This window comes from Lysinibacillus sp. COL-1 (assembly GCF_059814265.1).
The window spans coordinates 91,268-117,518 of record NZ_JCAWSJ010000002.1; the positions used below are offsets into that span (position 1 = coordinate 91,268).

37 protein-coding genes are annotated in these 26,251 nt (G+C 33.4%); 5 read left to right on the plus strand and 32 right to left on the minus strand.

The genetic code is table 11. The annotated features are described in order from the left end of the window. Positions 1–105: 105 nt before the first annotated feature. From AC6BKE_RS00805 to AC6BKE_RS00930, 26 genes are all read right to left on the minus strand, one after another. Positions 106–540, minus strand: a complete 435-nt coding sequence (locus AC6BKE_RS00805) for an ASCH domain-containing protein (RefSeq protein WP_499855509.1) — start codon at positions 538–540, stop codon at positions 106–108. Then, positions 521–814, minus strand: coding sequence for a hypothetical protein (locus AC6BKE_RS00810; protein ID WP_499855510.1), 294 nt, complete (start codon positions 812–814; stop codon positions 521–523). Before AC6BKE_RS00810 ends, AC6BKE_RS00805 begins: the two co-directional genes overlap by 20 nt. 308 nt (positions 815–1,122) lie before the next feature. Next, positions 1,123–1,464, minus strand: a complete 342-nt coding sequence (locus tag AC6BKE_RS00815; protein WP_499855512.1) for a hypothetical protein — start codon at positions 1,462–1,464, stop codon at positions 1,123–1,125. A gap of 317 nt (positions 1,465–1,781) precedes the next feature. Next, on the minus strand, positions 1,782–2,126 hold the full coding sequence (locus AC6BKE_RS00820) for a hypothetical protein (protein ID WP_499855513.1): 345 nt from the start codon (positions 2,124–2,126) through the stop codon (positions 1,782–1,784). Between the two features lie 93 nt (positions 2,127–2,219). Continuing rightward, on the minus strand, positions 2,220–2,486 hold the full coding sequence (locus AC6BKE_RS00825; RefSeq protein ID WP_499855515.1) for a hypothetical protein: 267 nt from the start codon (positions 2,484–2,486) through the stop codon (positions 2,220–2,222). A gap of 105 nt (positions 2,487–2,591) precedes the next feature. After that, positions 2,592–2,879: a hypothetical protein gene (locus AC6BKE_RS00830; RefSeq protein ID WP_499855516.1), complete on the minus strand. Its 288-nt coding sequence runs from the start codon at positions 2,877–2,879 to the stop codon at positions 2,592–2,594. 54 nt (positions 2,880–2,933) lie between these two features. Further along, entirely contained in the window at positions 2,934–3,830 is an 897-nt protein-coding gene (locus AC6BKE_RS00835) for a tyrosine-type recombinase/integrase (RefSeq protein WP_499855518.1), read from the minus strand. A gap of 300 nt (positions 3,831–4,130) precedes the next feature. Next, the gene (locus tag AC6BKE_RS00840; protein ID WP_499855519.1) at positions 4,131–4,373 is read right to left on the minus strand and encodes a hypothetical protein; all 243 of its coding nucleotides are present in this window, start codon (positions 4,371–4,373) and stop codon (positions 4,131–4,133) included. A gap of 83 nt (positions 4,374–4,456) precedes the next feature. Further along, positions 4,457–4,699, minus strand: a complete 243-nt coding sequence (locus tag AC6BKE_RS00845; protein ID WP_499855521.1) for a hypothetical protein — start codon at positions 4,697–4,699, stop codon at positions 4,457–4,459. Between the two features lie 58 nt (positions 4,700–4,757). Further along, on the minus strand, positions 4,758–5,612 hold the full coding sequence (locus AC6BKE_RS00850; RefSeq protein ID WP_499855523.1) for a transglutaminase domain-containing protein: 855 nt from the start codon (positions 5,610–5,612) through the stop codon (positions 4,758–4,760). A gap of 103 nt (positions 5,613–5,715) precedes the next feature. After that, on the minus strand, positions 5,716–5,901 hold the full coding sequence (locus AC6BKE_RS00855; protein ID WP_499855525.1) for a hypothetical protein: 186 nt from the start codon (positions 5,899–5,901) through the stop codon (positions 5,716–5,718). 232 nt (positions 5,902–6,133) lie between these two features. Next, entirely contained in the window at positions 6,134–6,316 is a 183-nt protein-coding gene (locus tag AC6BKE_RS00860) for a hypothetical protein (protein WP_499855526.1), read from the minus strand. A 70-nt stretch (positions 6,317–6,386) separates the two neighbouring features. Beyond that, positions 6,387–6,578, minus strand: coding sequence for a hypothetical protein (locus tag AC6BKE_RS00865; protein WP_499855528.1), 192 nt, complete (start codon positions 6,576–6,578; stop codon positions 6,387–6,389). Between the two features lie 425 nt (positions 6,579–7,003). Continuing rightward, positions 7,004–7,579, minus strand: coding sequence for a hypothetical protein (locus tag AC6BKE_RS00870; protein WP_499855529.1), 576 nt, complete (start codon positions 7,577–7,579; stop codon positions 7,004–7,006). A 56-nt stretch (positions 7,580–7,635) separates the two neighbouring features. Continuing rightward, the gene (locus tag AC6BKE_RS00875) at positions 7,636–10,791 is read right to left on the minus strand and encodes a helicase-related protein (protein WP_499855531.1); all 3,156 of its coding nucleotides are present in this window, start codon (positions 10,789–10,791) and stop codon (positions 7,636–7,638) included. A gap of 128 nt (positions 10,792–10,919) precedes the next feature. Then, positions 10,920–11,984, minus strand: a complete 1,065-nt coding sequence (locus AC6BKE_RS00880) for a DUF6094 domain-containing protein (RefSeq protein WP_499855532.1) — start codon at positions 11,982–11,984, stop codon at positions 10,920–10,922. 753 nt (positions 11,985–12,737) lie between these two features. Then, positions 12,738–13,670 (minus strand): hypothetical protein, encoded by a 933-nt coding sequence (locus tag AC6BKE_RS00885; protein ID WP_499855533.1) that lies wholly within the window; start codon positions 13,668–13,670, stop codon positions 12,738–12,740. 71 nt (positions 13,671–13,741) lie between these two features. Next, complete coding sequence (locus AC6BKE_RS00890; protein ID WP_499855535.1) at positions 13,742–14,740, minus strand: DNA primase; 999 nt, start codon at positions 14,738–14,740, stop codon at positions 13,742–13,744. Positions 14,741–15,209: 469 nt separating this feature from the next. Then, complete coding sequence (locus tag AC6BKE_RS00895) at positions 15,210–15,803, minus strand: DUF4358 domain-containing protein (protein WP_499855536.1); 594 nt, start codon at positions 15,801–15,803, stop codon at positions 15,210–15,212. Between the two features lie 302 nt (positions 15,804–16,105). Next, on the minus strand, positions 16,106–16,273 hold the full coding sequence (locus tag AC6BKE_RS00900) for a hypothetical protein (RefSeq protein ID WP_499855537.1): 168 nt from the start codon (positions 16,271–16,273) through the stop codon (positions 16,106–16,108). A gap of 13 nt (positions 16,274–16,286) precedes the next feature. Continuing rightward, on the minus strand, positions 16,287–17,165 hold the full coding sequence (locus AC6BKE_RS00905) for a hypothetical protein (RefSeq protein ID WP_499855538.1): 879 nt from the start codon (positions 17,163–17,165) through the stop codon (positions 16,287–16,289). Beyond that, complete coding sequence (locus AC6BKE_RS00910; protein WP_499855539.1) at positions 17,165–17,566, minus strand: hypothetical protein; 402 nt, start codon at positions 17,564–17,566, stop codon at positions 17,165–17,167. The genes AC6BKE_RS00905 and AC6BKE_RS00910 overlap by 1 nt, the downstream gene beginning before the upstream one ends. Before the next feature lie 89 nt (positions 17,567–17,655). Beyond that, positions 17,656–18,357 (minus strand): hypothetical protein, encoded by a 702-nt coding sequence (locus AC6BKE_RS00915; RefSeq protein WP_499855541.1) that lies wholly within the window; start codon positions 18,355–18,357, stop codon positions 17,656–17,658. Between the two features lie 22 nt (positions 18,358–18,379). After that, positions 18,380–18,811, minus strand: a complete 432-nt coding sequence (locus AC6BKE_RS00920) for a hypothetical protein (RefSeq protein ID WP_499855542.1) — start codon at positions 18,809–18,811, stop codon at positions 18,380–18,382. Positions 18,812–18,853: 42 nt separating this feature from the next. Next, complete coding sequence (locus tag AC6BKE_RS00925; protein WP_499855543.1) at positions 18,854–19,318, minus strand: hypothetical protein; 465 nt, start codon at positions 19,316–19,318, stop codon at positions 18,854–18,856. 137 nt (positions 19,319–19,455) lie between these two features. Further along, positions 19,456–19,599, minus strand: a complete 144-nt coding sequence (locus AC6BKE_RS00930; protein WP_499855545.1) for a hypothetical protein — start codon at positions 19,597–19,599, stop codon at positions 19,456–19,458. Positions 19,600–20,137: 538 nt separating this feature from the next. Between AC6BKE_RS00930 and AC6BKE_RS00935 the strand changes: the two genes are divergently transcribed. Together AC6BKE_RS00935 and AC6BKE_RS00940 are read left to right on the plus strand one after the other, a co-directional pair. After that, positions 20,138–20,725, plus strand: a complete 588-nt coding sequence (locus AC6BKE_RS00935; RefSeq protein WP_499855547.1) for a hypothetical protein — start codon at positions 20,138–20,140, stop codon at positions 20,723–20,725. Positions 20,726–20,747: 22 nt separating this feature from the next. Further along, positions 20,748–21,323 carry a hypothetical protein gene (locus AC6BKE_RS00940; protein ID WP_499855548.1) on the plus strand — a complete coding sequence of 192 codons (576 nt, stop codon included), beginning with the start codon at positions 20,748–20,750 and terminating at the stop codon, positions 21,321–21,323. A gap of 18 nt (positions 21,324–21,341) precedes the next feature. Here AC6BKE_RS00940 and AC6BKE_RS00945 read toward each other — a convergent pair whose 3' ends face one another. After that, positions 21,342–21,527, minus strand: coding sequence for a hypothetical protein (locus AC6BKE_RS00945; RefSeq protein WP_499855550.1), 186 nt, complete (start codon positions 21,525–21,527; stop codon positions 21,342–21,344). A gap of 394 nt (positions 21,528–21,921) precedes the next feature. On the opposite strand from AC6BKE_RS00945, the gene AC6BKE_RS00950 reads away from it, so the two are divergent. Further along, positions 21,922–22,170, plus strand: a complete 249-nt coding sequence (locus AC6BKE_RS00950; RefSeq protein WP_499855552.1) for a glutaredoxin domain-containing protein — start codon at positions 21,922–21,924, stop codon at positions 22,168–22,170. A 39-nt stretch (positions 22,171–22,209) separates the two neighbouring features. Here the strand turns inward: AC6BKE_RS00950 and AC6BKE_RS00955 are convergent, their stop codons facing one another. Further along, entirely contained in the window at positions 22,210–23,139 is a 930-nt protein-coding gene (locus tag AC6BKE_RS00955) for a S8 family peptidase (RefSeq protein ID WP_499855553.1), read from the minus strand. 123 nt (positions 23,140–23,262) lie between these two features. Here AC6BKE_RS00955 and AC6BKE_RS00960 point away from each other — a divergent pair, with 123 nt between their 5' ends. Next, on the plus strand, positions 23,263–23,859 hold the full coding sequence (locus AC6BKE_RS00960; RefSeq protein ID WP_499855554.1) for a sigma-70 family RNA polymerase sigma factor: 597 nt from the start codon (positions 23,263–23,265) through the stop codon (positions 23,857–23,859). 9 nt (positions 23,860–23,868) lie between these two features. Then, positions 23,869–24,141, plus strand: a complete 273-nt coding sequence (locus AC6BKE_RS00965; RefSeq protein WP_499855556.1) for a hypothetical protein — start codon at positions 23,869–23,871, stop codon at positions 24,139–24,141. Positions 24,142–24,272: 131 nt separating this feature from the next. On the opposite strand, the gene AC6BKE_RS00970 is transcribed toward AC6BKE_RS00965, so the two are convergent. The 4 genes from AC6BKE_RS00970 to AC6BKE_RS00985 are packed head-to-tail and all read right to left on the minus strand — an operon-like array spanning position 24,273 to position 26,062. After that, a complete protein-coding gene (locus AC6BKE_RS00970) occupies positions 24,273–24,704 on the minus strand; it encodes a macro domain-containing protein (protein WP_499855558.1) in 432 nt (143 codons plus the stop codon). Between the two features lie 21 nt (positions 24,705–24,725). Beyond that, entirely contained in the window at positions 24,726–24,974 is a 249-nt protein-coding gene (locus AC6BKE_RS00975; protein WP_499855560.1) for a hypothetical protein, read from the minus strand. 22 nt (positions 24,975–24,996) lie between these two features. Then, positions 24,997–25,749, minus strand: a complete 753-nt coding sequence (locus AC6BKE_RS00980) for a metallophosphoesterase family protein (protein WP_499855562.1) — start codon at positions 25,747–25,749, stop codon at positions 24,997–24,999. A gap of 43 nt (positions 25,750–25,792) precedes the next feature. Next, complete coding sequence (locus AC6BKE_RS00985; protein ID WP_499855563.1) at positions 25,793–26,062, minus strand: hypothetical protein; 270 nt, start codon at positions 26,060–26,062, stop codon at positions 25,793–25,795. Positions 26,063–26,251: the final 189 nt, after the last annotated feature.

A 26,251-nucleotide genomic window follows, 5' to 3' on the forward strand; every position in this document is an offset into this window, starting at 1 on the left:
TCCGATCGGTATTGATCAATTAATTGTTCATTCGTTAAACTCTCCAATCATGTCACCCCTAACATTTGAAAATGTAATTACTTCATGTCTTTTCCAAAACAATTATTACAATTCATGTTGCCATTCCCACAAACTCAATTTACCTTTAGCTGGTATGGGTTCATCTAAGACATGAATCGTATCTAGTTCCCAGGCATAACGATCCTCCTCATAATTGCCGAAGAGATATTCATTACCACTGATTTTCAACCCTGTGTGCATTACTGCATGATCTCCATAGTCGCTAATTACCTTATGACAGTCCACCAAATTCGTTGTAGCAATTACCACGCCTGTTGGCAGTTGCTCCCAAGAAGGGAAGCCATGTGCAGCTAGTGTATTTTTAATAAACGGTTCAAGGCAGGCATTTTTATCGACAGATTTACCAGCATGAATCGCCAGAGGCCCTCTATGTTTGGTTTGCCAACTACGTGTTTCAAACTGCTTTTCCCTCAATGCGATCAATGTCGCCCAGGGTTGTTTAATAGTTATTGTTTTCATTGAAAAATCGCTCCTTTAATATTCCATTAAGCAGTCTATTATCTTCCTCTGTAACTTCAATTATTTTATATTGTGCAGGTTCTTCCGTTTCCCTCACTAAACAATCCAAGCAAAGATGCAAAGGCTTATTTCTTTGTGAAACAATTAAACGACCATTTGCGATAATGGAATTAGGTTTTTCGAGTAGCACACCATTCTCAGGTTCTTCATTGCAGAAATCACATATTGTTTTATTTATAGCTCCACCATCATATTGAGATTCTAATAGCGTCAAAATTAATGCCTCCTTTATCAGTTAAGTACGACCAACATTTAACTATTCGTGTATTTTAGTTATCCGAATTGTGTAACATCCAAAAATAAAAAATAGCCTTGTTTGGTGCTCTCAAAGGCTAACCCTCTTCTTGCAAATTTCTCCTTTTGGCTTCATCTTAAAATGCCTTCAATCGTATTTTCTTTTGTTTCTCAGTAAGTCCTTGTTTCTCCCAATTTTTATAAAGACCGCTTAACTTTTGAGTTTGATTGTATACTTTTTCAATATTCATTCCCAACCATTCCCACTTCTTATTTGCAATAAGAACATTAGTTTATAATCAATACTCCTTCTGTTTTCTCACTAGAGTCAATTTGTTGTTTTAATTTATTGAAATCTATATCTGTTAGATAGAGTGTATATTTGTTTTTGAAATAATCGTAATAAGAATACATTTTATTCGAGTGTTCAATACCTTTTATTTCAGATACTGGAATAGATAATGGTTTTCCGTTGTTTTCAAACGTAATATAAGTCGCCTCGCCTACATCAAATGTTTCCATTTGTGATACTTGTGAATTTTGCGGTAAATGATCATAAAAGGCATAAGCCACAATTGCCATAATCGCACAACAAACTACTATCGTAGCCTTTAAAATATCGTATCCCACTACTAACCAACTCCTTCATCATTTATTTATAGACCTTATGTGTATCTCACATATTCAAATCGGGTATAAAAAGGGTATAAAAAATAGCCTTGCAACCTTATTGCTTTCAGGTTATTCAGCTCCTCAAATCTTTCTGTTTTCGAAGTAACTCTCTTGATCAATTACTTCAAGAGCATTAAATTCAGAAATTGATAATTGCCCGATTGTATAATAGTTTCCAAACTTGTTCTTGGCTGCATTAATACAATCATTCTTCCTTTCATATGCTTCATATTTCCAATGTCGGCTCAATTACGTGTGTCTAGGAATAATCCTATCTATCCTATCCACTCCAATTCAGCATGGTACATAATGACTTCGATTAATTCTGACTTAATATCAAATACAACTTTATATTGGAGTCTCTTGTATGGCAACACATCACTTATAACGCCTTTCTTATCCTTTAAGTTAGGAAAATAGTTATGCAAGTAGTCGTATAATTCTGGATTTTCATTCTCTGTAGGCAATTTAATCATTACCGTATCACCTACATGTAGCTGCATAACTTCATCTTCTGCTTTTGTACCCTCACTGTTTTTAGGTAAATTATGTTCAGTTTCAATGGTTTCTTCCTTGCTAAGATCAAATAGATCTAATTGTACTACTTCCTGTTTCATCATTAATCACCTACTTTAGTTACTAGAATGAATAACAGAGATTTTATGGTCTTTATTCTTTTGATTAAAGGCAGATCATTTTCAAAAATCCCTGAATCACCAAGGTATATAACCATTCATAGCAGCTAAACCCCCCCCAAGCACCATAATAGCTGCCCCAAAATATATAGGGGACATTCTTGAAACTAAGCTATTTGTTTTATGATTAAATAAACCGGCACCGATGGATATAAGAGCAATTAGGAATAGACAGATTATAAAAATACCCATTAGGCTCAAGTTCGAGCTTTCTAATGTTTCTTTTAACATTTCAGAACTTATACTACTCATATCAAATAATCTTAATTCATCATCATTTAGCATAAAAGTAAGTCCTCCCTTAAACAAATTTCGTTTAAAAAAACGAGTTTCTTCTATTATATATAGGCACAGTTTAATAACCCAGATTACAAGTACTGATCAATAGAGTTATTTCTTTTTCAGTTCCCATAAGTCTTCAATTCTCCACACACCTGTTAGTTTATATTTTTCAACAAGATACTTTAGAAAATCATAATAACACTGACCAGTTTCATGAAAGTTCCACTCTTCCCCTAAAAGCAATGTTACTACGTTTATTTGCCCCATTTTAAAATTACTTCTTTGTTGATACGCTAATCCAGTTTCTGATTTTTCAATTCGAATATAATCGTTAACCAAACCTGTAAGAACTTCTCTCAAATTGGCTACGGATATTTGTATTGTTGGTAATTCCATCGCCTTCACTCTCCATTTCTACACATTTAGAAATCTTTAATCCCGTAAAGTACATTATAAGTATTTATCAATAGTCGAATCAGATACAGACAGATAATGCTTTGACAATGTTTGAAGTGACATATGCCCGGTTTGTTTAGCTATGGTCGAAAGATCAGCTCCAGCATCATGCATGGCTGAAACTTGCGTTTTCCGGAAATTATAAGGTGTAAGTCCTGTCCAATTTTTAAGAGCTTTACGATAGGCCGTTTCGCTAATTTCTCTGCTTTCATATCTATCATTTTTGTAAACATGCCCTACAAAAAAATCATCTGCCTTTAACTTGTACTCTTCGATGTATTTTCGAATCGCTTTTATAACCTCAGGCGTTAACCTTTTGTTATGCCACCTTTTTTGCTTTTTTAAATAAATGCTGACAAAGCCTCCTTCTAAGTCAAAATCATTTATTTTTAAACGCACCATTTCATTAGGTCTGTTTGCTGTAATTAAATTGACTAAACAAATAGCTTTTGCCCGAACAGGGAGCTTATCAATCATATTCAATAAATCATTTTTGTTAACAGGAGATTTTCCTTTCAATTGTATGAGATCCGCATTTTGTTCTTCATCGTACATTTTTCTCATTACAGATATTTCTTCGGCTACTTCTGCATCACTATGAAAATCATAATTATATTTAACTGTAAGATATTTTTTTATAGCAGCAAGCCTTCTTTCCCAAGTTGTAAGTTTTATCCTCTCTTCAATTAAGGACTGGTACAGATAATCAAGCATCGATTCCGGAATTTCCTCTTGGTCAGTAATGGAACAAAATTCTACAAACCTTTTTATGTCTCCATAATACCTAGTGGGAATTTCCTTATTTTTTTCTCTAATATGCCGCTTTCTCTTTAAGTGTCTCTGACGATTTTCAAAATGACTTTTAAAAATCACTTTGCTATTTTTTTCCAAGAAAACAACCACCTTTCCTTTTCATAAAAGAAACACGTTTTGAATATAATAATTACTCATTTTGTGTTGTTTTGTTTTTTTCATTATATAATTAACCATAAGTTATGACAAGGATTTAATGTCGTAACTTATTTCGTTGCTACAAAGTAGAATTTCAAAATAAGTTTTGTATTCAAATTGGCATCTTTTCTGCTATAACCATTTTTCCAAAATTCGCACCCATGGCCACAAAAAAACCACCCTCTTTTTTACAGAAGATGGTTTCTTATATTTCAATTGTTTAATTACGCATTTTTAAAATTAAAGCATAGCTGATCGCATAGATAGTTGTTTATTCAATAATTTTTTGTAAAAGTCCTTTACTGATTGAACAACTTCAAAGCATTCATTAGGATAAGACTTTTTAGCTTCAATAATTAACTTGTCGATAAAGGGGGTCATATCCAAAGTTTCACCTTTATAATTATTTGCCAGCTCTATTTTTCCATCATCATATTTAATTATATCTTCATAAGGATAGAACTTTAAATAGTATACATTCATAACTATCTCTCCTTTTTTTGTAAACCATATTTTTCATTTACTCTGCAACGTTTTATCCTTTTTCAATCTTTTTGGCAACTTCCTCAAGATGTAAGCACTTGTTTATACTTAGAGGCTTTTAGTAGCACTTCTTCCTTGTATAATGAATAAATATAAACCATACCGTTTTCTTCAATTGGCTTGTTTAGTTCTCCAATGAAAATATTATTATAAACTTCCACATGGTAATATTGTCCTTCCTTTTCGATAACAGTCACTTCTTTAACATTAACTTTTGCATTCTTTCTTTTTAGAAAGTGCGCCATATATGCTTTGGAATCCTTCATTATTTTCTCCTTTACTTGATATTTTTTTTTTGATCCAATTGACTATTTATTTTACGACTTAAAACTCATAATCCATCTTGTAATTAGTTGACTCTTTATAAGAAAAACTTTCACCTAAATCCCAGGTTATATCAATTAATTTCCATTGTTCATTAACATAGACTGAATTCCAAGCGTGATTCACACTCGAATTATTATTTGAAATAGCTTTCCCAACTTCTACTTTTGTCGGTATTCCCATTGCCCGGAGAATAGCTGCGTAGAGGGCTGCAAGATCATAGCAAATACCGATCTTTTCATTTTTCATTTTTTCTAAATCTGGATTGTTAAAATCAATTGTTCCTAATTTGATTTGCTCGTATAAATCGTAGTCGTATTTATAATTCGTTGTGATATACTGATGGACTTTTTTTACTCTTAAAGTAGAAGTCCAGTTTTCATAACCTTCAAATTCGTTTCTTAAAAGACTTTGAATAAAATCATTATCTTTGGGAGCAACGAAGGAATTTTCCAAAAAGCTTTTATTAGATATATCAAGAATAAGAGCAGCAATTCCTTTGAAATTACCATCCTTATCTTTCATCGAAATTTCTACTCCTTGAATACCTTCTTTACGAAAAGCCAATGTAACCTTTTTTTCTTTTTTCTGAAATGCTTCTGTATAAAGGTTAGGTTCGTTTCTACAGCTCGTACTATTGTTTGTTTTATCGCAAATATTAATATAATAAAAATCCACATCTTCTTTGAGAAAATCTAATTCTATTGTAGACTCCGTTTTATCAACCTTGTAGGTAGCAACATCTTTTAAATATTTATCTTCTTTCAAAATCTCATTTGCTTTTGCTTCCTGGTTAAACCCAAAAAACACTGCCATTAGAAGTATAAGCGTCGCTACATTTTTCCTCTTTATCATCTTCTTTCACCTTCTGACTAAACTCATTCGCGCGGCGCAATAGATTCATATACTCAGCCTCAACTTGAGACTTGATTAAGATTGCATAAGAACTTTCTAACGATTATTTTTCTAAGGAATTAATTACAAATTCTCGCAAACTTAAATAATCGCCTTCTAACTCTGTTACTAATGCATCCAATTCATCATCACTTATATCCTCTGGGGAATTTTCTGCTACAAATGAATACAAATCAACATTATTGTTCTGCAACTCAGTTACCCATTCATGAAGTTCCTTTTCACTCATTTAAAAATCTCCTTTCTAATATTTTTTAAACAAAAACCGAACAAAGCTGCTCCCTATTTATACAAATAAAAGAATGAGTGACTATGCACCCATTCTTTTATACTTTTCACACGTTCAACTTAATTGGTGCATTAACAATGATGTGATCTTGCAAATCTTTACCGCTTAGATCGCCATCTTTAATTAAGTGAGGTGGTAACGTACTGATTACATGTTTGCCATTGATTTATAATCAGACTATTTTCTCACACCATTCCAAAACAACATCTCGTTCCGATCCGTTTTCCAATCTTATTCTGCCTTTACTTTTATCTCTAATATATAAATCAATAATGATTCCTTCTACTTGTATATCGCCAGCTAGATTATATTGGACTCTATCTCCAATATAAAAGTCATACCACCCTCTTGCCATACGAAATCCTCCATTCTTTTTTATTTTAAATAATAAAAATCGATCCTCCTAAACAAAACGTTCAGTTTTTTTAAATACATTCGTCGCATAGTTCTGGTTCACCATTAAAATCATCTGTGTGGACGTATTTCATACAAAACTGACAATAACGAAAGTTATTTTCCACTACCGACTGTTGAATTTCCTGATCACTCATTTCTTTAATTTCATCCCATGAATATCCCACTTTTCTTAGGATTTCTTCGACCGAATATTTTTTCATTTAATACCCCCCTAATTTACTTTTTGAAAAAACAAAAAAGCCAAAGTTCATAAGAACAATCGGCTTTTTATATATGAACGTATAAGTTTATTGACGGCAGCATGGTAAGCCAACTCCAATAAAACTGTAACGTAAATACCTATCTAATTATTATGCAAAAGCAATTTTGTGATGGAAACCATCAATATACAAACCTTCAAAGAAAGAATGTATGAAATAGAAATTATGCCGAATCTTTCTTGTTACCAAGAATATGACGACTTCCGCTAAGAGCGACTTGAAATAACAAAATATATTTCAATTATAACGAAACGTGTAATAAAGTTCAACAATTTGTGTATACCAAGTTAATAAAAAAAGGGCAAGCTGCTATGAACCTGCCCCCAGTATTAATTATCTTTAAGTCAAGTAGTCTTCAAAATGTACTATAGCGAGTCTTTCAGTACATATTTCTCAAATATTCCATACCTAGCACCAGCTGCTTCAAAAGACTTAAAGTCCAAATCACCATCTCCTAAAACTTTTTCAATAACAAGAGTATAAAAGCCTTCGTTGTTTTTACCAAAAAGTCTTTGACCCACTACTATATCTTTCTTTTCCATTGGTCTTAAATCTTCAAAGGTAATATTTAAACACAATTTATCACTTAATTCATTCCTTTTCCTCACAAGATTCCAATGGGTTTCCCATGCTTTTTCTGCTTCTTCAGTTGTTTCATCTATTTCATTTAAAATCTCTCTATTATTCGACCTAACTTCATCTTCGGAAGAGAGATGTTCTTTAATATCATCAAATTGTTCAAGAAATTCATAAATTTCATCAAGAACAAAGGGAATATCTGAAACATCTGTTTCCGGAACTGAATATTGAAGTGCATCAGCCATTCCCTCATGTTTATCTTCAAACTCTACTCCTTCTTTGTGTACCACATAAAGCAAAGCCTTATATAAAATTTCTAATCTAATTTTATCTAATTTTTTATAATCTACTCGTGTTATCATTGTTATCTCCCCTTTTTTCTATAAACTATCTCTAGTCTGTTATCAAATCAAACTCTTTATGAACCCATGACCTCAAATAAATCTAATTGCTCATAACGAAGGTTTTCTCGTTTTTGAGCAACTTTAGTTTTACTCGAATTTTCAAACAAATCTAGTTGTATGGAATATCCCTTTTTATCATTTATGTTAATTTCTGTTTTCCCCCTCTTCTCATTTATTTGAATGACATTATCCGTTTCGAGTAATGTATTTTGTTTGCATTCTTGCTGTTCTGTTGATGCAATTAACATTGTCGTTGGTGCTTTATATCCACAAATTTGAATCGTTTCATTTGTAAGAAGTTTGAACGCTTCTGTCACTCGTACTTGGAATTCTTCTTCTGAAACAATTTCTAATTCAGAATCAATATCTTTTTCCGCAGCAGACACCCAAGCATTTGTCAGTTCTACGGAAGAAAGTGTTTTCGATAAATCACTTACCGCACTATTAGAAGCAGCATCAGCATATTTCGCTAAATCATCTGAACGTTCAATACGTCCTTCAACGATCATAGCGGCAACTCGTCTACTCATTAAACGTTGGAATTGGACGAATTGAGTCGTGTTATCCGCTACATAGTAGTAGATTTTACAATTTCGATGTTGCCCCAATCGCCATGCCCTTCTACTCGCTTGTCGAACTACATTGATGTCGTCATTGAGTTGATAGAACATAATAGTTGGGAAATCCATCAAATCCAAGCCTACTTCCACTAAGCGTTGATTCATGATCAGAACTTCCGTGCCAGCTTTGACTTGGGCATCTAACCACTCTACTCGATCTGCTGTATTTACTTTTTCATTCATAATTTCACACGAAAAACCACGACTCTCAATCAAAGATTTTAAGCGTTCATTTGTTTTATAATCACCACTATAATGTGTAAATACGATACAGTGACGCTGATCCATTAACTCTTTTTCAATATCAGCTAATATTTCACGTTCCTTTGCTGTTTCATAATCTACTGGAAACTTAGGTGCTTGAATGTCGTCTAACACTTTAAAGTTACCTTGATTATCATATGAACCAATTTCTATATAAGCGCCTAGTTGTGGCTGATCCCCATAGTTAATGGTTGAAGGATTAAACTTTGCCCAAGCTGCTGAACCAATTTCTCTTTGATAATGTAAAGCCATATTATACAGTCGTCTATGGAACTTTTCATATTCCTCAGCATGATCTGTATCTAATGAAATAATTTTAGGCACTTCCTCTAATTTCACTAATGGAACACCTAAATCTGATAATTCAACAAATATACATTTATCTAAGAGGAAATCCGCTATAAGCTGTGGTGAAATCCCTGGTTTTTCTTTCACGATGGTTGTGTCTTTTTTCTGTTTTGTATAGACTCCTGTAATACCACCATCATCTATTGTTTTAATTTTTTCTACTATCCCATAGCGTAGTGCAAATTGTTCATCAGAAGTAGCATAATTAATACCTCGTTCTAACATATCTCTTGGGAAAGCTCTCCATAACAAAGATTTAATGCTTGTTGATGTACCGTTTGTCAATGTACCTGTTAAATAAATATGCTTACGAGCGGATTTCATAATTTTATGAAGTGCTAAACCGCGACCACTACCAGAGGCTTTACTTTGATGTACTTCATCAAAGATAGCTAAATGAAAGTAGTTTTTTAATTTACGTTGGAATATTTCTGCAATCATCCAGCGTGCTTTCCCTTTTGTTTCTCCCCAATTTTTACGAGCAGGACGTGCAAGGGAACGATTTGTTTTTTCATCATATGAATCCTGAAAATTACGAACGGACATCCTCCATTTTCGTACATAGCCCATTGGCAATCCATTCGGTAACAATTCGCCACTTCTTTTAGCTTTATTAAATTCTTCTTTTGTAGGCGGCAACTTTGGAGTTTCCACAACGTCTTTCCAATCTGCTAAAGACAAGGTTTCGTCTTTCCTTTCTACTTTTGTAGCATTCGGTTTTTGTAAAGCTAATCCTGTATCTGGACTAATCCATACATGACGATGATTATCCCATCTCGCACCTAATATATAACCTTGCGGACCTAACTTCATTCGGTCAGTTGATACTAACACAAACTCTATCATTTCTTTTGGTACTATATATCCGTTCTCAATTTCATTAATGTAACGAATTGCATCCTCAGTCGATGAAAGAATACGAATTTTATACGATCCTTTTGCTAATACTTTTGGTATTTCTAATGTTGCCCATTTTGGCAATACATTAGCTGGCGAAACGATTAGCACCCGCGTTCCATCCATCGCCTCGCTTTTCATACGTCTTTTATGATGTATATAAATAGATGTTAGAGAGATCTGCGTTTTCCCTGTCCCCATTTCTCCAACAACAAACACACCTTTTTTATGTTTTAGTACTTCAAGGGATGCAATGCTGGCTTTTGCTTGTACCGGCACAGGAATTCGATTTAGCTCACCTATGCACTCATCTAATTCAGAACCATATGTTAGAGGTTTCATTGTTACATCCAACTTTTTCGCCAATATTTCCACATTAGTTCTTAAATATTCTTCCGTGGTCATATCTTCTTTAAAAATACCTTCCCCCAAAAATGAAACAGAACGAGTTTTCAATATATTTAGTTGAATATACTTATTCACTCTTTCTAATACTTCATCTTCGGTCATCGGTTCAATTCTAAACGCCTTTAATCCCCTCCACGCACCAGCCAAGTCCGTTGTTATGACTTCCAAGGACTTGCACTTATCTAGCAACAAAGAAACATATTCAGAAATCCAATCCTCTTTTTTAGGAAGTCCGAAAGTTTCAGACAGAAACTGACCAGCTACCTGAATAGCATTTCCTTTAGGTGCTAAAACCACCCTAGAAGGAAAATAGTTATCACCTTTTTTAATCATTTCTGTTACTTCATGTTGATAGTATTCATCACTAGCTGAACGAGGCAACAACGTATGATGGCAGATAATATCATCAATCGTTTCTATACGTTTGAATGATTTTGAGGATTTTACCCTACGGATACGCCCATCATCGTAGATAAGTTCAACGTCATTATTTTTATATAGACTCGCGTGAATACTACGACATGCAGTAAAATTGTTTGCATATGAAATACCAATAATTTCATCGTTATCAAGTATAATGAACTTCACAAATGCCTCAAACTGTTTACCTTCTTCGACTATTCTTATTTTCATAGTTTTGCCCATTCGCAAGAAAACAGAAGGGCAATCGCCCCTCTGCATAAATCATGCAAAGAGGGGCTTCCTCCTTTATTTTTTTATAAAAAAATAAATAAACAAAAGAAATTTAGTTGTTGTTTATTTCACTTTAAGTTAAATATACCTTTTTCAGAAAAAACTCTTACAACAGATTTTGGTTTGAAAGTTGTAATTTCTTTTGTTTTCTCTGTTTTTAAATCGAACCTCTCTTCTTTTTCTTGAATACGTTTTGTAACACCTACAAGTAGGTGAGACCCCATACTTTCGGGTAACGCACCTGCACTAATCGCTGCCGCAATATGTGTAATTTTTAATGGCAAGGCAGGTCTTATATTTCGAATACTTGATGTAATTTCCAGGCTGGACATAGTACCCATTACCTTATCATAATGATTGCAATATTCAGCAGAACTAACGATTTTACTCGGATCTACTTTTATACTATGAAATATTTGTACAGCTTTCTTACAAGGCTGTACAACGTATTTAATATCAACATTGCTTAACGGTTCAACGTAATCTTTACCTAAGAAAGATAACGTGTACAACTCGTTTTCAATACGTTCTCGATACGCACGCTCATTAGAAGTAAGAAGTCCTTTTTTACGTCTAACACCAAAGACGATTATTTGCTTAAAACGGTCATAATTACCATTTTCGTCAGTAAATCGTTTTACATGAATGTTTTCAAAACGATGTGCAAGTATCTTTGCTACATGTTTTAAAACGTACTGCGGAATATTTAAGACTAATAGACCCGCTTCTCCAAGATAATCTTTTGTTAAATCTTCTAAAAAAATTTTTTCTAATCTCTCTCCTTGCATTTCAGCGAATGGGGGATTTAAATACATCACAGAAAAGGATTCATGCGAGATCCTGGCTTCCTCATACCCACAAGAAAGAACGTGGTCTAATTTTAATTTAGCCTGTTCAGCACGACTTTTTTCTAATTCAATACCAAATGTCATTACATTAGAAAATGTACTACTTACAAAGTCAGCCATTTGTTTCAAAGCATCACCTTGACCAGCACATGGATCAAGTAATGTGATTTCCTGTTGTGTTTCTTCATTCGTCACTCGAATTTCAAGGAATTTTAAAATGCATTCCATTTCTTCTGGCGGCGTAGGATAATAACCACCTTTTGCTTCACTTTCCAAACGTGCCATAGTTACCTCTCCTTTAATTTAGTTAAGATAAAAAATGATTTTGATTAGTACCTGTTTTTTATACGACTTTTTCGGTGCCGTTTCAAAGCGGTATACAGAAGCTGTTATCTAATAAAACGTGTTAGAATCTCCGAATAAAATTGATTTTAATTTTCTCCCCTCACATTTTGTAATTTTAAAAAACAAAAAAGTCGAAAGCTCAGAATGAACTTTCGACTTTTTCTATATCTAACACATGAAATATGTGTAAAGACCAATCTCTAATTATTTTATGCTTAAACGCAAATTTAGACTTAACGTCAGCTTTTTAAAAACAAAAGCACAATGGATTTATGCCGAATCTTTCTTGTATAACAAGAATATGACGACTTTCGCTGTACGCGACCTAAAATAATAAATTTATACTATTATTATAACAAAAAGAATACCCCATATCAACAAAATGTGTAGCTCGAATAAAAAGGACTAGAAGAAAATTTTAAATTTCTTCTAGTCCTACGTGCAAATATAAATAAAATCTATTTTGTCATTTCTCTATTTTCTTTTTACTCTTATATTTTTTACAGGCTCTATACTCAGGCGAATGCTGAAAAGGATACCCAAAACTACAGGTATCCTTCGAATAATGCACGCAGCTTTTACATTTGGCCTTTCGATCTTTCTTTAATCCGTAAGCACGTACCATTGGGTTATGGTTCGCTTCGCCCCAATCAACAGTAGACAAGTAAAGCTCATGAATTTGCTCCATAACCATCACCACTTATAATTATGAAGCCTAGCTAATCGTTCCTTGTCTAGCCTAATGACTTCCCTATCTTCTTCTGTTAATGATTCCTCATATTTCTCCATTGACCATCCATGAGGGTAAATAACAGCCCTGTCAGCCATAATGCCCCTACCAGACGAGTAGCCTATATACTTAAATATAAGGGCAACCGTTTTCTCATCTTTAGCCTGTGTTAAACAAGCTAAATCAAACTCTGTTGGCGAGAACTTTTTAAATTCAGGATAAGCAGGAACTTTATACGACCCACTGTTTCCCCAATCCCAATCACGTCTACCAAAGAAAAAGACATGATTATCAAAGAAGCCTTCCATTTCATCAATATCTGTAATTGCAATAACATGTTCTGCAATCACTGGCAGTACATGTTTTTTAGCCCATTTGGAAGAAATAGAATTCATTTGACTCCCCCTAGATGATGGTACATTCATAAAATGTTCCAATCCTAACTTTAAGGCAGCTTCTTTTGTTATTTTCTTTTTTGCAATATAAAATTGCTTTTTATCCTGTTCGTTTTTATATTGAATAGGACCAAAGAAATTCCGCAACTCCAAAAAATCCTTATACCAACATACATCTGGTTTAGCTAATAGTTTATAGGCTGAGTTTTGATATTCTTCAATTAATTCATCGACAGTATGAAACTTTAAATATTCGCATGGAATTTGAAACCCATCACTTCTGAGTTGTATCCAGCCCTTTTCTTTAAAATCAATAAGATACAATTTTGCATTTGAAGGTATATATTTTCTTCCCATATAAACTGGATTTCCTCTTTCTTTAGAATAATCTAATAACTCTTCAAAAGCTGTTTTAATTCTTTCCTCTCGAACTTTTCCATTTTGAGGTTCTTGAGCTGCTAATATAATTTCCTCATCAAAAATTGATAATTGTTCCATCATAGGATTTCTCTCCTTTAACCAATTTTTCAACAAAAAAAGATACCTCGAAAAACAGGTATCTTTTAGAATTTTTATTTATTCATTTCTGAACGAATAGCATTCATGAACATATCCGTTGGCACACCCACTTCTTTTGCGAGCTCCCTAAAATATATTCCTTGTTCTTTAGATGATGGCACCGTATCAAGATTCCTAAGTACTTCATTCACATATTGTAATTGGTCAATTTCATTAGAAAGTTCTTTATTGCGTTTTGAATACTCTTTCAAAAATTGAAGATAGGGTAATGCATCTTTTATGACCTTTTGAACAAATTCTTCTATTCCATACTTTGTAATGTATTCATGAGGATCTAGTCCTCCTGGAATCACAGCAATACGCACCTCAAAACCAGATGCTAAAAGCAATTCACTATTACGTTTTGCACTTTCATATCCAGCTTTATCTCCGTCAAGGCAAAGAATTACACGGTTGGTAAGCTGTTTTAATTTAACAATTTGCACTTCTGTTAAAGCAGTTCCCATAAGTGAAATAACATTATGAAGTCCATGTTGGGTTGCTGTTCCAGTATCAAAATAACCCTCTAACATGATTGCTGCATTTTTCTCCTTAATTGCATCTTTTGCTAAATCAAGATTATAGATGATTTCTCCTTTAAAGAAATACCGTGTTTCTGGTGTATTCAGATACTTTGCTGGGTGTGTGTTATGTGGAAGCGTTCTTCCTGCAAATGCTATTGTTTGCCCATGTTCATTTCGAAGCGGAAACATAATGCGGCCATAAAAGAAATCACGAAATTTAGGTTCTTTTTCAAATTCCTTTAGTAACCCGTAGTCTTTTCCCAAATTCAAATCATAACCATGATTGGAAAGCAAAATACGAAGCATATTTCCTTTATAAGAGTATCCTATTTTCAGCTTTTCAATGGTCTTTCTTGTAATTCCACGACTTTCTAAATAAGCAAGTGCCTTTTCCCCTTCTTTTGTATTCAAGAGGATGTGATTATATAGTTTGGCAACTAGCTCATATAGCTTCACGTATTTTAAAAATTGCTGTTCTTCATTTTTCATATAGCAACTTCCTTTCTAATTTTTTATCAAAACAACTAGGCTGCCATCACAATCTATTATTGTATTTAAAACAAGAAAAAAAGCCGAAAGCTCAATATGAACGTTCGACTTTTTTATATTGGACACATTATGCATGTGCAAATACCAAACATTATTAATTTACTAAACAGCATTTTTGACATAACGTCAGCTTTCCATTGGAATTAAAGCGATAAATTTATGCCGAATCTTTCTTGACAACAAGAATGTGACGACTTTCGCTAAGAGCGACTTGAAAAATAAATATATAAGTATTATATCAGATCGAGTAACAACTATCAACAAAATGTGTAAGTCAATAAAAGTAGCTGTTATAAATTTTATTATTCATAAAATGTTGTTTCTTCTCCTCTTCATCCCACTTTAGTAAATAAGAACAATGATAGCACATTGCAATTTTGTTGTAGCTTCGTGCATGAATTGAAGGAGGTTATTCACTGGCGGATTCTTTGAACACTTTCACTAGATCGTCTGCGCTCTCTGAAATAAGGAACAATACATATTTTCCTTTTGCTTCTATTTTATAGTTTTGAGCATGCTTAAATGGTTCCGGTAAGTAATGCTCGAACATTCCTTGAATATCTGTAGCTCGTTGCTCCATCCCTTTTTTTATTACATCAATATCTTTAATATCCTTAACCTTGAATACAGCGATCTCATCTGAGATAAGGTTGTTGGCCGGTGTTTTAATAGTATATTCCTCAATAATCTCGGGATCAATTCTATAGAAGTCTTTCATTCCTTCTAAATCCAAATCATATTGACCGGTTTGTTCAATTGTCTCCAGCATTGCATTCACAATTTTGTTCGTAGAAGACACTATTAAAAGCTTGTCCGACTCTTGTAATTTTTCTGGAACTGGATCGGTAGTTGGACTTGGACTGACTTCTATGTTCTCGTTGGTGGCTGTGGGTTTTGTAGCTTCGTGAGTCCCATCATTGCTCTTAGTATCGTTTGAACAAGCGGTCAGCAAGCTGCCGAGTAATGCAGTGACTAAGAGAAGTGATATAGTAGTTTTTTTCATCTTGTATTTCTCCTTGTTGAGTAATTTCAAAGAATGTAACCTCTTCGATCATAATTCACAGACGATAGTATTCTCCTTAATGTTGCATATTGCGAAGGTAATGAAAGTCGTGCTCGCTCATAAGCGGGCTTGACCCCTCCCGCGACTGGTCTTTCATCGCTTATAAGATATGTGCCACGGGACACGTCGCAAAAAAAAGAAAAGGACCACATTGTAGTCCCTTTCTTTTTACCTCGTTTTAATAGTTTAGCCCCCAAAGCTCAACTGTTCTATCAGAATTTCCAACAAACTAAATTTGATATTTATTTACTTAGTATTTCTATTACCTTATCGCTAAAATCAAATTCGTCAATTTCTCCTTTTAGCATACCGAATAATGCATAAATTTCATCAAATTTCTTTGTTTTATTCTCTAATTCTTGAATATACTTTAATGTTTCTTCTAGTGTATAGCCTTTTATATTTTTCATAATAGTTAACCCCTTATCTAGCCAATTTCCATACACCACGCTCAACAGTTACAAAATTGTCATGAAGCTGCAACGTTTGACGGATCTTCTCTCGCCAATGCTGATTAGTTTCAGCCTTCTTACAGTCTTTTAACACTTCGTATATTTGTTGTAAATTCGCCTTACCACCTAACCACTCCATAGCACCCTGAATCAAATCACGCCATGTAATATGGCTAAACTGACGAAGATCAAACGTCCTTGTCACTGTGCTTTTCAATTGAAGCAACCATACTTGTTCCTTTTTGAATACGAGTAGATGTTCATGGACTATTGGAACAAAGTTGTTATTAACATACTGCTTGTTATCCGAATGACAGTTATGCTGTGCCTTTATGATGTGAGATTCCAGGCTGCCAAACCAAGTCATGTCCTTAATAATGGAATAATACCGCCCCTGCCGTCTAACATCACCAACAAGAAAAGCATGACGGCCACCATTCAGTAAGCTTTGAAATATTTTAGCGTTCACTTTATCCAATTTTTCGATAAATTCCTCATAGCTCATGACATTAGATAAATCGTCTGGATCATAAAAGCCGCGCTGCTTATCATATTTGATGATGCTCCAATATGGAGGATGTGAAAAAACGAAATCACTTCCAAATGGAATTTCATCTTTCAATGCATTCCAACCTGTGTTCAAATCAAGGTGTATACTGTTAGTAATGCCTAGCTCACTCGCAACATCCTTTCCTGTGCCACCACCTGAAAACACTTCTACAAACCGTTTTGGTGTTGAGTCAGGGTAAAACTGCTGAATTAGATCCTTTATAACGTGACCGGAGCAATTACCTCTATAAGAGGAATTGCCCCAATGTCCACGTTCAGGGTAACTAACTATTGAGTGCATTATCGTGTCACCCCTATTAGTTTTAGTTTTAAACCAGCTTTTCTTAAAGCAATGTCAGCTTCGTCTTTCGAAGTAAAACCAACAGTATCAATATCATTTTCTGTTATCATACGTTTTCCAATCAAAAAACCACCATAAACGTGTAGAGAACCTAGAGAAATTTCGCCAGGAATCTCAAAGACTGGATTTCCTGCTTTAAGTCGCCCTTCATCATCTATGATAAATTCTAAATCATCATTATACCGAACAATATCAAAGGTATCGATTTCCAATTGATTACAGTAGAAGTTTATTTTTTCTTCCACTGTTTTTCCTTCAAAATTAACAAAGGCAATTTGAGTATTTGGCATTACTCCATTTTTAAATGTAACATGTACAAAAAATTCTGTGTTTTTCTTCAAACTAAACTCCTCCTACCCATTTTTTAAGAAAAGAAAAAAGGATAATCTACAAAAAGACCATCCTTTTTTTCCTAAAATCTATTTTATTTTTACTCACTCTTAGAGACTTCAACCACATAACCAGCACGTTTCTTAGCTTTTAAATAAGTCTTTTCGCAATTTACGCAAACATCATCATCATAATCAATCATATTTACATCAACCTCATCAAATGTTTCTCCACATATAGCACATGTGGCTTTATATTCATCTTCGCTCTTATCTAATTCAGATTTACATTCTCCCCAATGAAAGGAGATGAAAGGAGATACGAAATCAGCCCATTCGTTAATGGTGAATGAACGTTTCGCTTGTTCATATAGCTCGGCTTTTTGCTCATTGGTTAATGTAATCCCTTCATCTAATAAACAACATTCAAAATCTTCTTTAGTCAATCTCCAAATAGTTTCGTTTCTATAAATTGAATCACTTTCTAAACTGGCAATACAAGCTAATCCTTTAACTTCTAATTCTTGATCTCCAACTTGATACAAAATTTCTTTTAAAGTTCGAACATTATTCTCGTGTTCAAACATATTCTTTCTAGCAAAAGATAAAGTCCATTCAGGATATCCTGTACTGCTTGTATAACCCTGATTGATCATTTCCTCTAATTCTTTAGGCGAAATTTCCTTTTCATCATAACAGATAGACCATTCTAAACCATCAATTGAACCCTCTGCAAATCCTTTAGAAACAAAGAAAGCAATACCCATTTGTTCTTTAACTGTTAAGCCATTTAAAATATTCATATAACAGCTCTCCTTTTCTAATTTATACAGTTTTGGCTTGATGCCAAAAACCTCCTTTACGATTCCCCTCTAAACCATTCTGATCCATATATGAACGATACCTTCTCATTCCATATCTATCCAACTTCATAGCTCGATCAAACAAAATCTTGTCTAATAGCAGATCTACTTCATTAATTGGAAAATAATATCTAATGTAGTTATGCTCATCATAGCTTTTTAATACGTATGGACAGCAGCTAAGAATGTTATAACGATAGGATAAATGTTTTTTTCCTTTATGATCGCTGATGCGAATACTGTTGCACACACCATAATCCAGCTTTAAGTAAATGCTATTTGTGCTAAAAGCATCGTATCGTTGAATAATTATTCCATGAAGTTTTAATCGATCAATAACGTAATCAGCAAGGTTATTCAGCTCCATTACCACAGATTTATTATTTTTTCTCATATCTTTCTCCTAACCCAATGACTAAGAAGCTTCTCATTGTAATTAGATAATTAAAGTATGTGAATACTTTTGTTTGCTTCTAGCAATCTCTTCATGAATTGCTAAAGCAGCACAGGCACCTTTTTCATTTACTTTTTCGAGTTTCCCATATTCTATAAGATAATAACCACAAATCTCTTTCTTAAAATTCTGGATAACAGCTCGATAATATTCTCTATTAGACCATTCACCTTTTCTAGTAAAAGAATCACTTGTCAAATAAATAAAGTGTGTACCATGATTACGCACGATCCATAGTACCACTTCATTTTTATCCAGCTCTTTTAAAAATTCCATATCATGAACATAGAAGTCCGCTTCATTCTTCAAGACTTCTACATCTACAATTGCAATCATTTTGGTTAAAAGAGCATCGCCGCTATTAACAATTTTCTGTTTCATATCTTTTATAAAACAAATCCGTTCCTTTTCTGTCATGTCGTAAAATGAATCTTGTATTGATGTCATTTGACCCAACCCTTTCTTTTTTTATTTTATGATGTCAAAAAGTTGTAGACCGCTTGATCCTCATAGCGAACAACTACTTTTTCATCTTGTACACCGTCATACATAGGACCGAGAAGACCAGCTAACACCGGTTGGCCCTATAGCTCCTTCCTCACAGATGTCCTTTTATCAACTCCAAGCTGCTTATACTTGGAAAGCAATAGTTCCCTATTCTCAAACATTTCTGTTTGAAAACCTGGTGTAACTTTTTTCGAAACCACTCGATAAATCACTTCCATCATTTCATTCCCCTCTCTCATATTATTTTTAAAAAACAAAAAAGCTGATTCATCCATAAAAGGATCAATCAGCTTTTTATATACTTAACGCATAAAGCGTAAATATCAACTATATTTATTTATTGCTATCAAGCAAAACTTTTAGCGTTACAACGCCTATCCTATTCTTAAATAAAACTCAAAAGAAATACGGATTAGTATCACTTGTGCCAAGTCTTTTCTGTAATACAGAAATATAATGACTTTCGCTAGAAGCGACTTCAAAAATTAAATATATGTACATTATAACAAAACGTGTAACAATCATCAACACTATGACTAACAAAGCCAATCTATAATTCATTCTTTCCGAAGTAAAAGAAGAAAATAATACAATACATGATGATGGTTGATATTTTGAAGTTTCATTCCTCTTTATATTATAGCTGAGCCTGATAGGTTTAGAAAAAATTACAAGGAGGATTTATAAATTGTAAAAGAACAAACCAAAAAAAGTAACAAACGAAAATACCCCTGTTAAGGGAGAAAAGAGTGATCTTAAATGCAAAATGAGTTTTTACGAGCAATTAAAAACAATTTGGCTTATGACGAAGGATTCCATGAAACCACTCCATTATCTTTAGAAGACGGTATTGTAAAAAAAATTTTAAACCTGCCAGATGTGAGTGAATTTACTGCATCCAATCCAATTGATTTCACTGATATTAATAAACATACGTATCGTGGTTCTGAATACTACACAGTATTATTTACTTTGACGAATCGAGAACATGAAGTGTATCTCACTGCCTTTGTATCAAACAGTAACGAGGACGATATTAGGCTTAAAGTATTTACTATGGATCTGAATTCCAATTTGAAACTGAGATATGAAGACTTAAATGGTAATCTTCAGGCCGAAGGTACTTTTGATAGTGATTACAAGCTTATTAACTTTCGACGAGACCGAAGTAAAGGACAAGTAGAAACTTTAGATTTAGCAGATTGCTTGCAGGAACAATGGGGCAATTTACCGTGGTACGCTCAAGCAGCTTGTGCCGGTTCTTGCGGAGCATGTTTCGGAGCGGTATTGCCCGCATGTGCTGTATGTGCTGGTTGTGTGGTTGGTTTTGGGATCGATTGTGTATAAGAAACAATAGGGAGGAATAATTATGATTAAAAATGTTAACTTTGTTTCAAAGGAAGAATTTCACATTTCTACAAAGGCTGACGAAAATGAAATTCTAGTAATAAATCTTGATTCTAATGCATCTTACACTTCTCTAGCTGCTAAATATCCCCTTGATGTCAAACAAGCATCATGGCACTCCTTTAAAGGAATTTCAACAAAGAGTTTACTTATTCCCATTAAATCGGACAATCAAAACAAAGCTAAATTTGTTGCAGTGTATTACACCGAACAAGAGGCTGTAAAATCTATCAAAGTCATGACATTGGAAGCGATTCAAGATGGATTTACTTTAGCCTTTACCGACTCAAATGAAACAAGGGAAGTTAAGGGTATTTTCAAGAATGATCAACATATAGAAACGCAAATTAATGGAGTAGCCATTGCTCCGAGGGAAGTTACAACATTGTCGCTTCAAACCTGCTTAGAAGAAGGATTCGCAAGCCTACCATTATGGCTTAAAGCGGTCTGTACAGTGGCTTGTGGGGCTATTTGGACTGGTGCTGGTTTGGCCGCTTGTGCTGGATGTTTGGTGGGACTGGGCATCGATTGCGACTAATAAGAAAGAAACCGGAGCTTATTCCCGGTTTCTTTTCTCTTTATAGAAGTTTGACGCTAAATTAAGAGCGATACCAATTACCGCCAAAATAATACCTATTGTTACATAAGGCTTGAGTTCCTCTAGAATAATAAAAGCTAACCCAATTGCAAATATTAAAATACCTATTGTTCTTAGTCCTTTTCGTAGTTGGGGCTTGTTCATTAGACTCATCCTTTCTAAAGTTATAAGAAACTTGATCGCGTTTGCACTGAATAATTAGCTGAACAAAAATCAAGCCTCTACTTAATTATACAATAGTATAAGTGAAATATGTATTAATGCACTAACAATTATTTTGTTACTTATAGCTGTATTAGAGAGTGAAATATTTAGATCATTGGGTTAAGAATAAATCAGCGTTATTTCAGCAATTGTCTTATTATAATTGCCGTGGTCACAATAAGCCCAAAAAGAATAATCAAAAAAAGTGATTTTTAACACATTTGACCTTATTGAAAATATTCAATAAGGTTTTTTGTCTAAACAATTGATATTTTTATGATTAGCGACACTTTAGTTAATGTACCATATAAATTTCTCGAAGGGAGACTAAAGTGTGAAGAAAGAAGTTATTTTATTTGGGAATAACAACTGCATATATTGTGTTAGAACAAAGGATTGGTTGAAGAAAAATAACGTTGATTATGTAGAAAAGGATGTTACTATAGAAGTGAACCAAGACGAATTTAATAAATTTAAGGTTCCAGGAATTCCATTAGTTGTAGTCATTGATAAAGAAACTAATCAGCAAATATTGATTAATGGTTATATACCAAGTAAACTGGAAAAAAACATTCTTAACTAAATTTAAAAACGCCCTACTCTGCTGGGCGTTTTTTTGTTTTTACGTTGTCAATTGAATAAATCCATTTCCCACTTGGTTTATTGAGTAGTCTAATCTTTTAACGTGATCGAGTAAGTACTGATACACAAGATATGGAATCATTGCAGGATTAGAACGATCAATCAAATTAAGAATCAAGGCTGCTGCACCTGAAACGTAAGGTGCGGCCATAGATGTTCCAGACAATTCGACAAATTTGTTATCTAAATGCGTTGAAAAAACTCGTTCCCCCGGTGCTACAAAGTCAAGATTAACGTTAGTGTTAGAAAATACAGATGGTTTAAGCTCTTGTGTAACAGAGCCTACTTGAATAACTTCTTTATAATACCCTGGGAATGAAATTTCAATTGAATTAGGATCTCCATCTCCATGATTCCCTGCTGCCGATACAAGGACAATTCCAGCCTGTCTTGCTTCTTTAATAACCTGATGCAAAGACTCATTCGGTTTGGGTCCGCCTAAAGACATATTAATAACGTTAACCTTTTCACCATTAATTCCTCTCCAATTAGTGGCATAGCGTATAGCTTTTATTAAACTTTCAAAATTGCCAATACCTTTTTTATCTATAACTTTTAAAATTAAGAGCTTACTATTGGGTGCTACTCCAACAATTCCTCTTCCTTTACTGCATTCGCATGATGCGATAATTCCAGCTACATGAGTACCATGACCCGTGTAATCCTTATAGACACTCGAATCACTATTATCATCAACAGTAAAATTATATCCACCAATGATATTCTTTATCAAATTCGGGTGCTCCTTATTAACACCTGTATCCAAAATAGCTGTTACAATTCCGTCCCCTTTTTTAGATACTTCCCATACTTCCCTTGCTCTAATGACATCTAAATTTTCAGGAATGGTGTTCAAAACTTCTAAAACAGAAATAATTTCATATGTCCCAAATTCCCTTTTATCACGCATTTTCTTCCCTCCTTTATTAATAAAGAGAAGGGAGTCAAACAAAACTAAAATTTCTAAAAAAAATGTTTTTTTTAGTTGATTTTTCTCTTATCTGTTACACTTTATAGTAAAGGAGGGATGTAATTGACAAGAAAAGAAATACTAAATGTCTTTTATAAAGAGAATAAAGAGCTGCTTCAAAACAAAGTTATTGTAAATTTCCTTAGTATTGAAGAAAACCAAATACTATTAGAAAATGTTTTAAAGGATACGTCAGAAAAAAACCTAAAAAAGTTAGACGATAGTTTTAAAAGCTATTATTCGAAAATTAGGATTTTAAAATATATTAGTAACTTAATTTACTTTTACACCATCGATTTCGACAAAAGAATTAATAGAAGAAATCAACGTTTTCATTTAACTTTAGATGAATCTGGACAACAGTACTCAGAGGAAAATATGAGTACTTTAATTAATAATGATTCTACAACAAATTCGACAGAAGTTGAATATTTCGAAGGGGTATTTACCCTTGATGAACTAATAGAGGATGAACATCTTTATTTAATTTATCAACAATTAACGGAGAAACAAAAACATATTTTAGATTTGATTTACATTATGGGCTTCTCTAATAAGGAAATAGCCAGACTACATGGCGAAACACCTCAAAATATATCTAATATCCACAAAAGAGCTTTAGAAAAAATAAAAAAGAACTATAGAGGTAAGGATCGGTAGGTGAGTTAATTGAATGAAATTTATTGTACAAAAAAATTAGAAAATTTGTATGATAATAAGGATTGGGAAGACGTTCTAAACGATTTCCAATTAAAGATTCATTATAATTTGCAAAAAGTTCCTATTCATGAACGAGATGATTTAGAACAAGAAATAAAAATGAAGATCATCGAAAAAATGAACTTCTTAAAAGAAGTTCATACACCTGGTTTTTGGGAGTTTATTTATTATCAATGTGATGCGAATTCTTATTGTCCTGTGTTACACAATTTGAATATCTAATTTATTTTTTTACACAAATAGAGAACTAAATAATTAAAAGGAAACTATTCTGGTGAAGAAATGTATGTCATTTCTTCACCTTTTACGTCATAAAAAAAACAGCGACCGTATTGATCGCTGTTTTAACAATCTCACAAAATACAAACTAATATCTCTATATCGGTATCACAAAATACATGTTGAATAAATTGACTACTCTCATTCCAATCTAATTTATCTAGTCCGGCTCCCAATAACGGAATAGCTAATTTTTTGCACTCATAACTTTCCATTGCCATTTTCAGATTATAAATTGCTTTATTAAAATCAGCTCTGTTCGGCTTATGATAGAAGCGTTCCTTTGTTACAAGGTTAAAAACAGCGTGTTTCCCTTCCATATTATAATATAAGACATCTCCAATTTCGGGGTTGTATTTTCTAAGGGTTACTCGCATATTAGGATTATGCTTCATAAATAAAGCAGCTATGCCAGCTCCCATTCTACAGTCAGCACTAATGCAATGTGCTAACGTATATTCACTCGATACAGAAAACAAATCGCCTTTTACTTCTAAATATTTCATTTTATCTTTCGCTCCTTATGATTAAGCCTTTAATTCATCAATTTTACTTACAACATTCTGTAACCCTTCTTCTTTCGCCCACTTTATTAAATCCTCCAATATCTTATGAGTTGGACGTTCATTTAGATAAACAGAAATGCAAGCATTCGCATTTTTATCTTGAAAGATCTCATTCAACTCTAAATGTATATGATCTGATGAATTTCGTTGTTTTAGATTTTTATATAGTGTTTCAATTATAGTATCCATTTCATTATTTAAACTTAACATTTTTTCTCCTCTTCTTTTTTTACTATTTGATAATCTCCTGCTCCACACAAGAGAGATCCTCCATCTTCACAATTAGTATTTTTTCACCTCTTGCCGAACCACCATCTATATTTAAATAGTGATCTCTTTTATAGAAACCTTTTCCGTTATATTCAGAACCAGTATAACGCCCCATATACTGAACCGGAGTATGCCCATGAACAATTAGCTTGCCCTCTAATACATCACCTTTATAGGGATGGAACTCTTTGAAGAACTCTTCTCTAGTCCAAAGCATTTGTTCTTGATTTTGCTTTTCCAATGGTATGTTTGATTCAAAACCAGCATGTACGAAAACGCAGTTTAACTGTTCATCCACTTTATAAAAAGGGAGAGCATTCATTTTTTTTATAATATCTGAATACCTTTCTCTTAACTCTTTTTGTGTTTCTTTGAATTTATTCGGAATATACCCTAAGAAAGATTGTATTGATGCGTAGCCACCATTATTGCACCATTCCGAACCAATAAGAATCGAATAATATATGTCAGTGCAATTTACGAAATCAAGAAACATTTGCTCATGGTTTCCTCTTAAATAAGTGACTTGACCAGGATACCTTTTTATTAATTCAAAGGCGTATATAACACAAGCAAGGCTATCCTCACCTCTATCTATCAGATCTCCTAAAATAACGAGTGAATCCCCTTTTTGCAGACTTACTCCACTTTTTTCAATAGCCGCTAACCAAGAATTGAATTGACCATGAATATCACTACATACATAAGTAGCCATATACCACAAAACCCCTTTTCTTTTTTTATAAAAATAGAAGAGCTTAATACCGATCGGTATTAAGCTCTTCTTTATTCCTAGTTAATACATCATTCGGATCAATTCCGAATCGCTGCAAATGCTCAATCAGATTAATTGCAACATTACCATCTGTTCTCAACGAAACGCCCACAAAATAATCGGTAAAATATTTGTTGTTAAATAAACCCACGAATTTTTTTAAGTCTTCCGGTTGTATCCACAACATAAGGGCATCACCACACCAACATATATCCTTATTCTTAGTAAAGCTTAGAATATTGTCCAAATTCACGTCTCAATCCCCTTTCTAAACGCAATTTAAATTTTCAGTTAATAAATAAAAGAACACCGCTAGTAAGCAGTGTCCCAATTCATTTTAGAAATAACTTCTCAATTATCGATTAAATTTCCTTATTTTTAATAGTGGAAAATAGGTGGTCTAGTAAATATAACTCATAAAAATGACACTTTCCCCCACTTG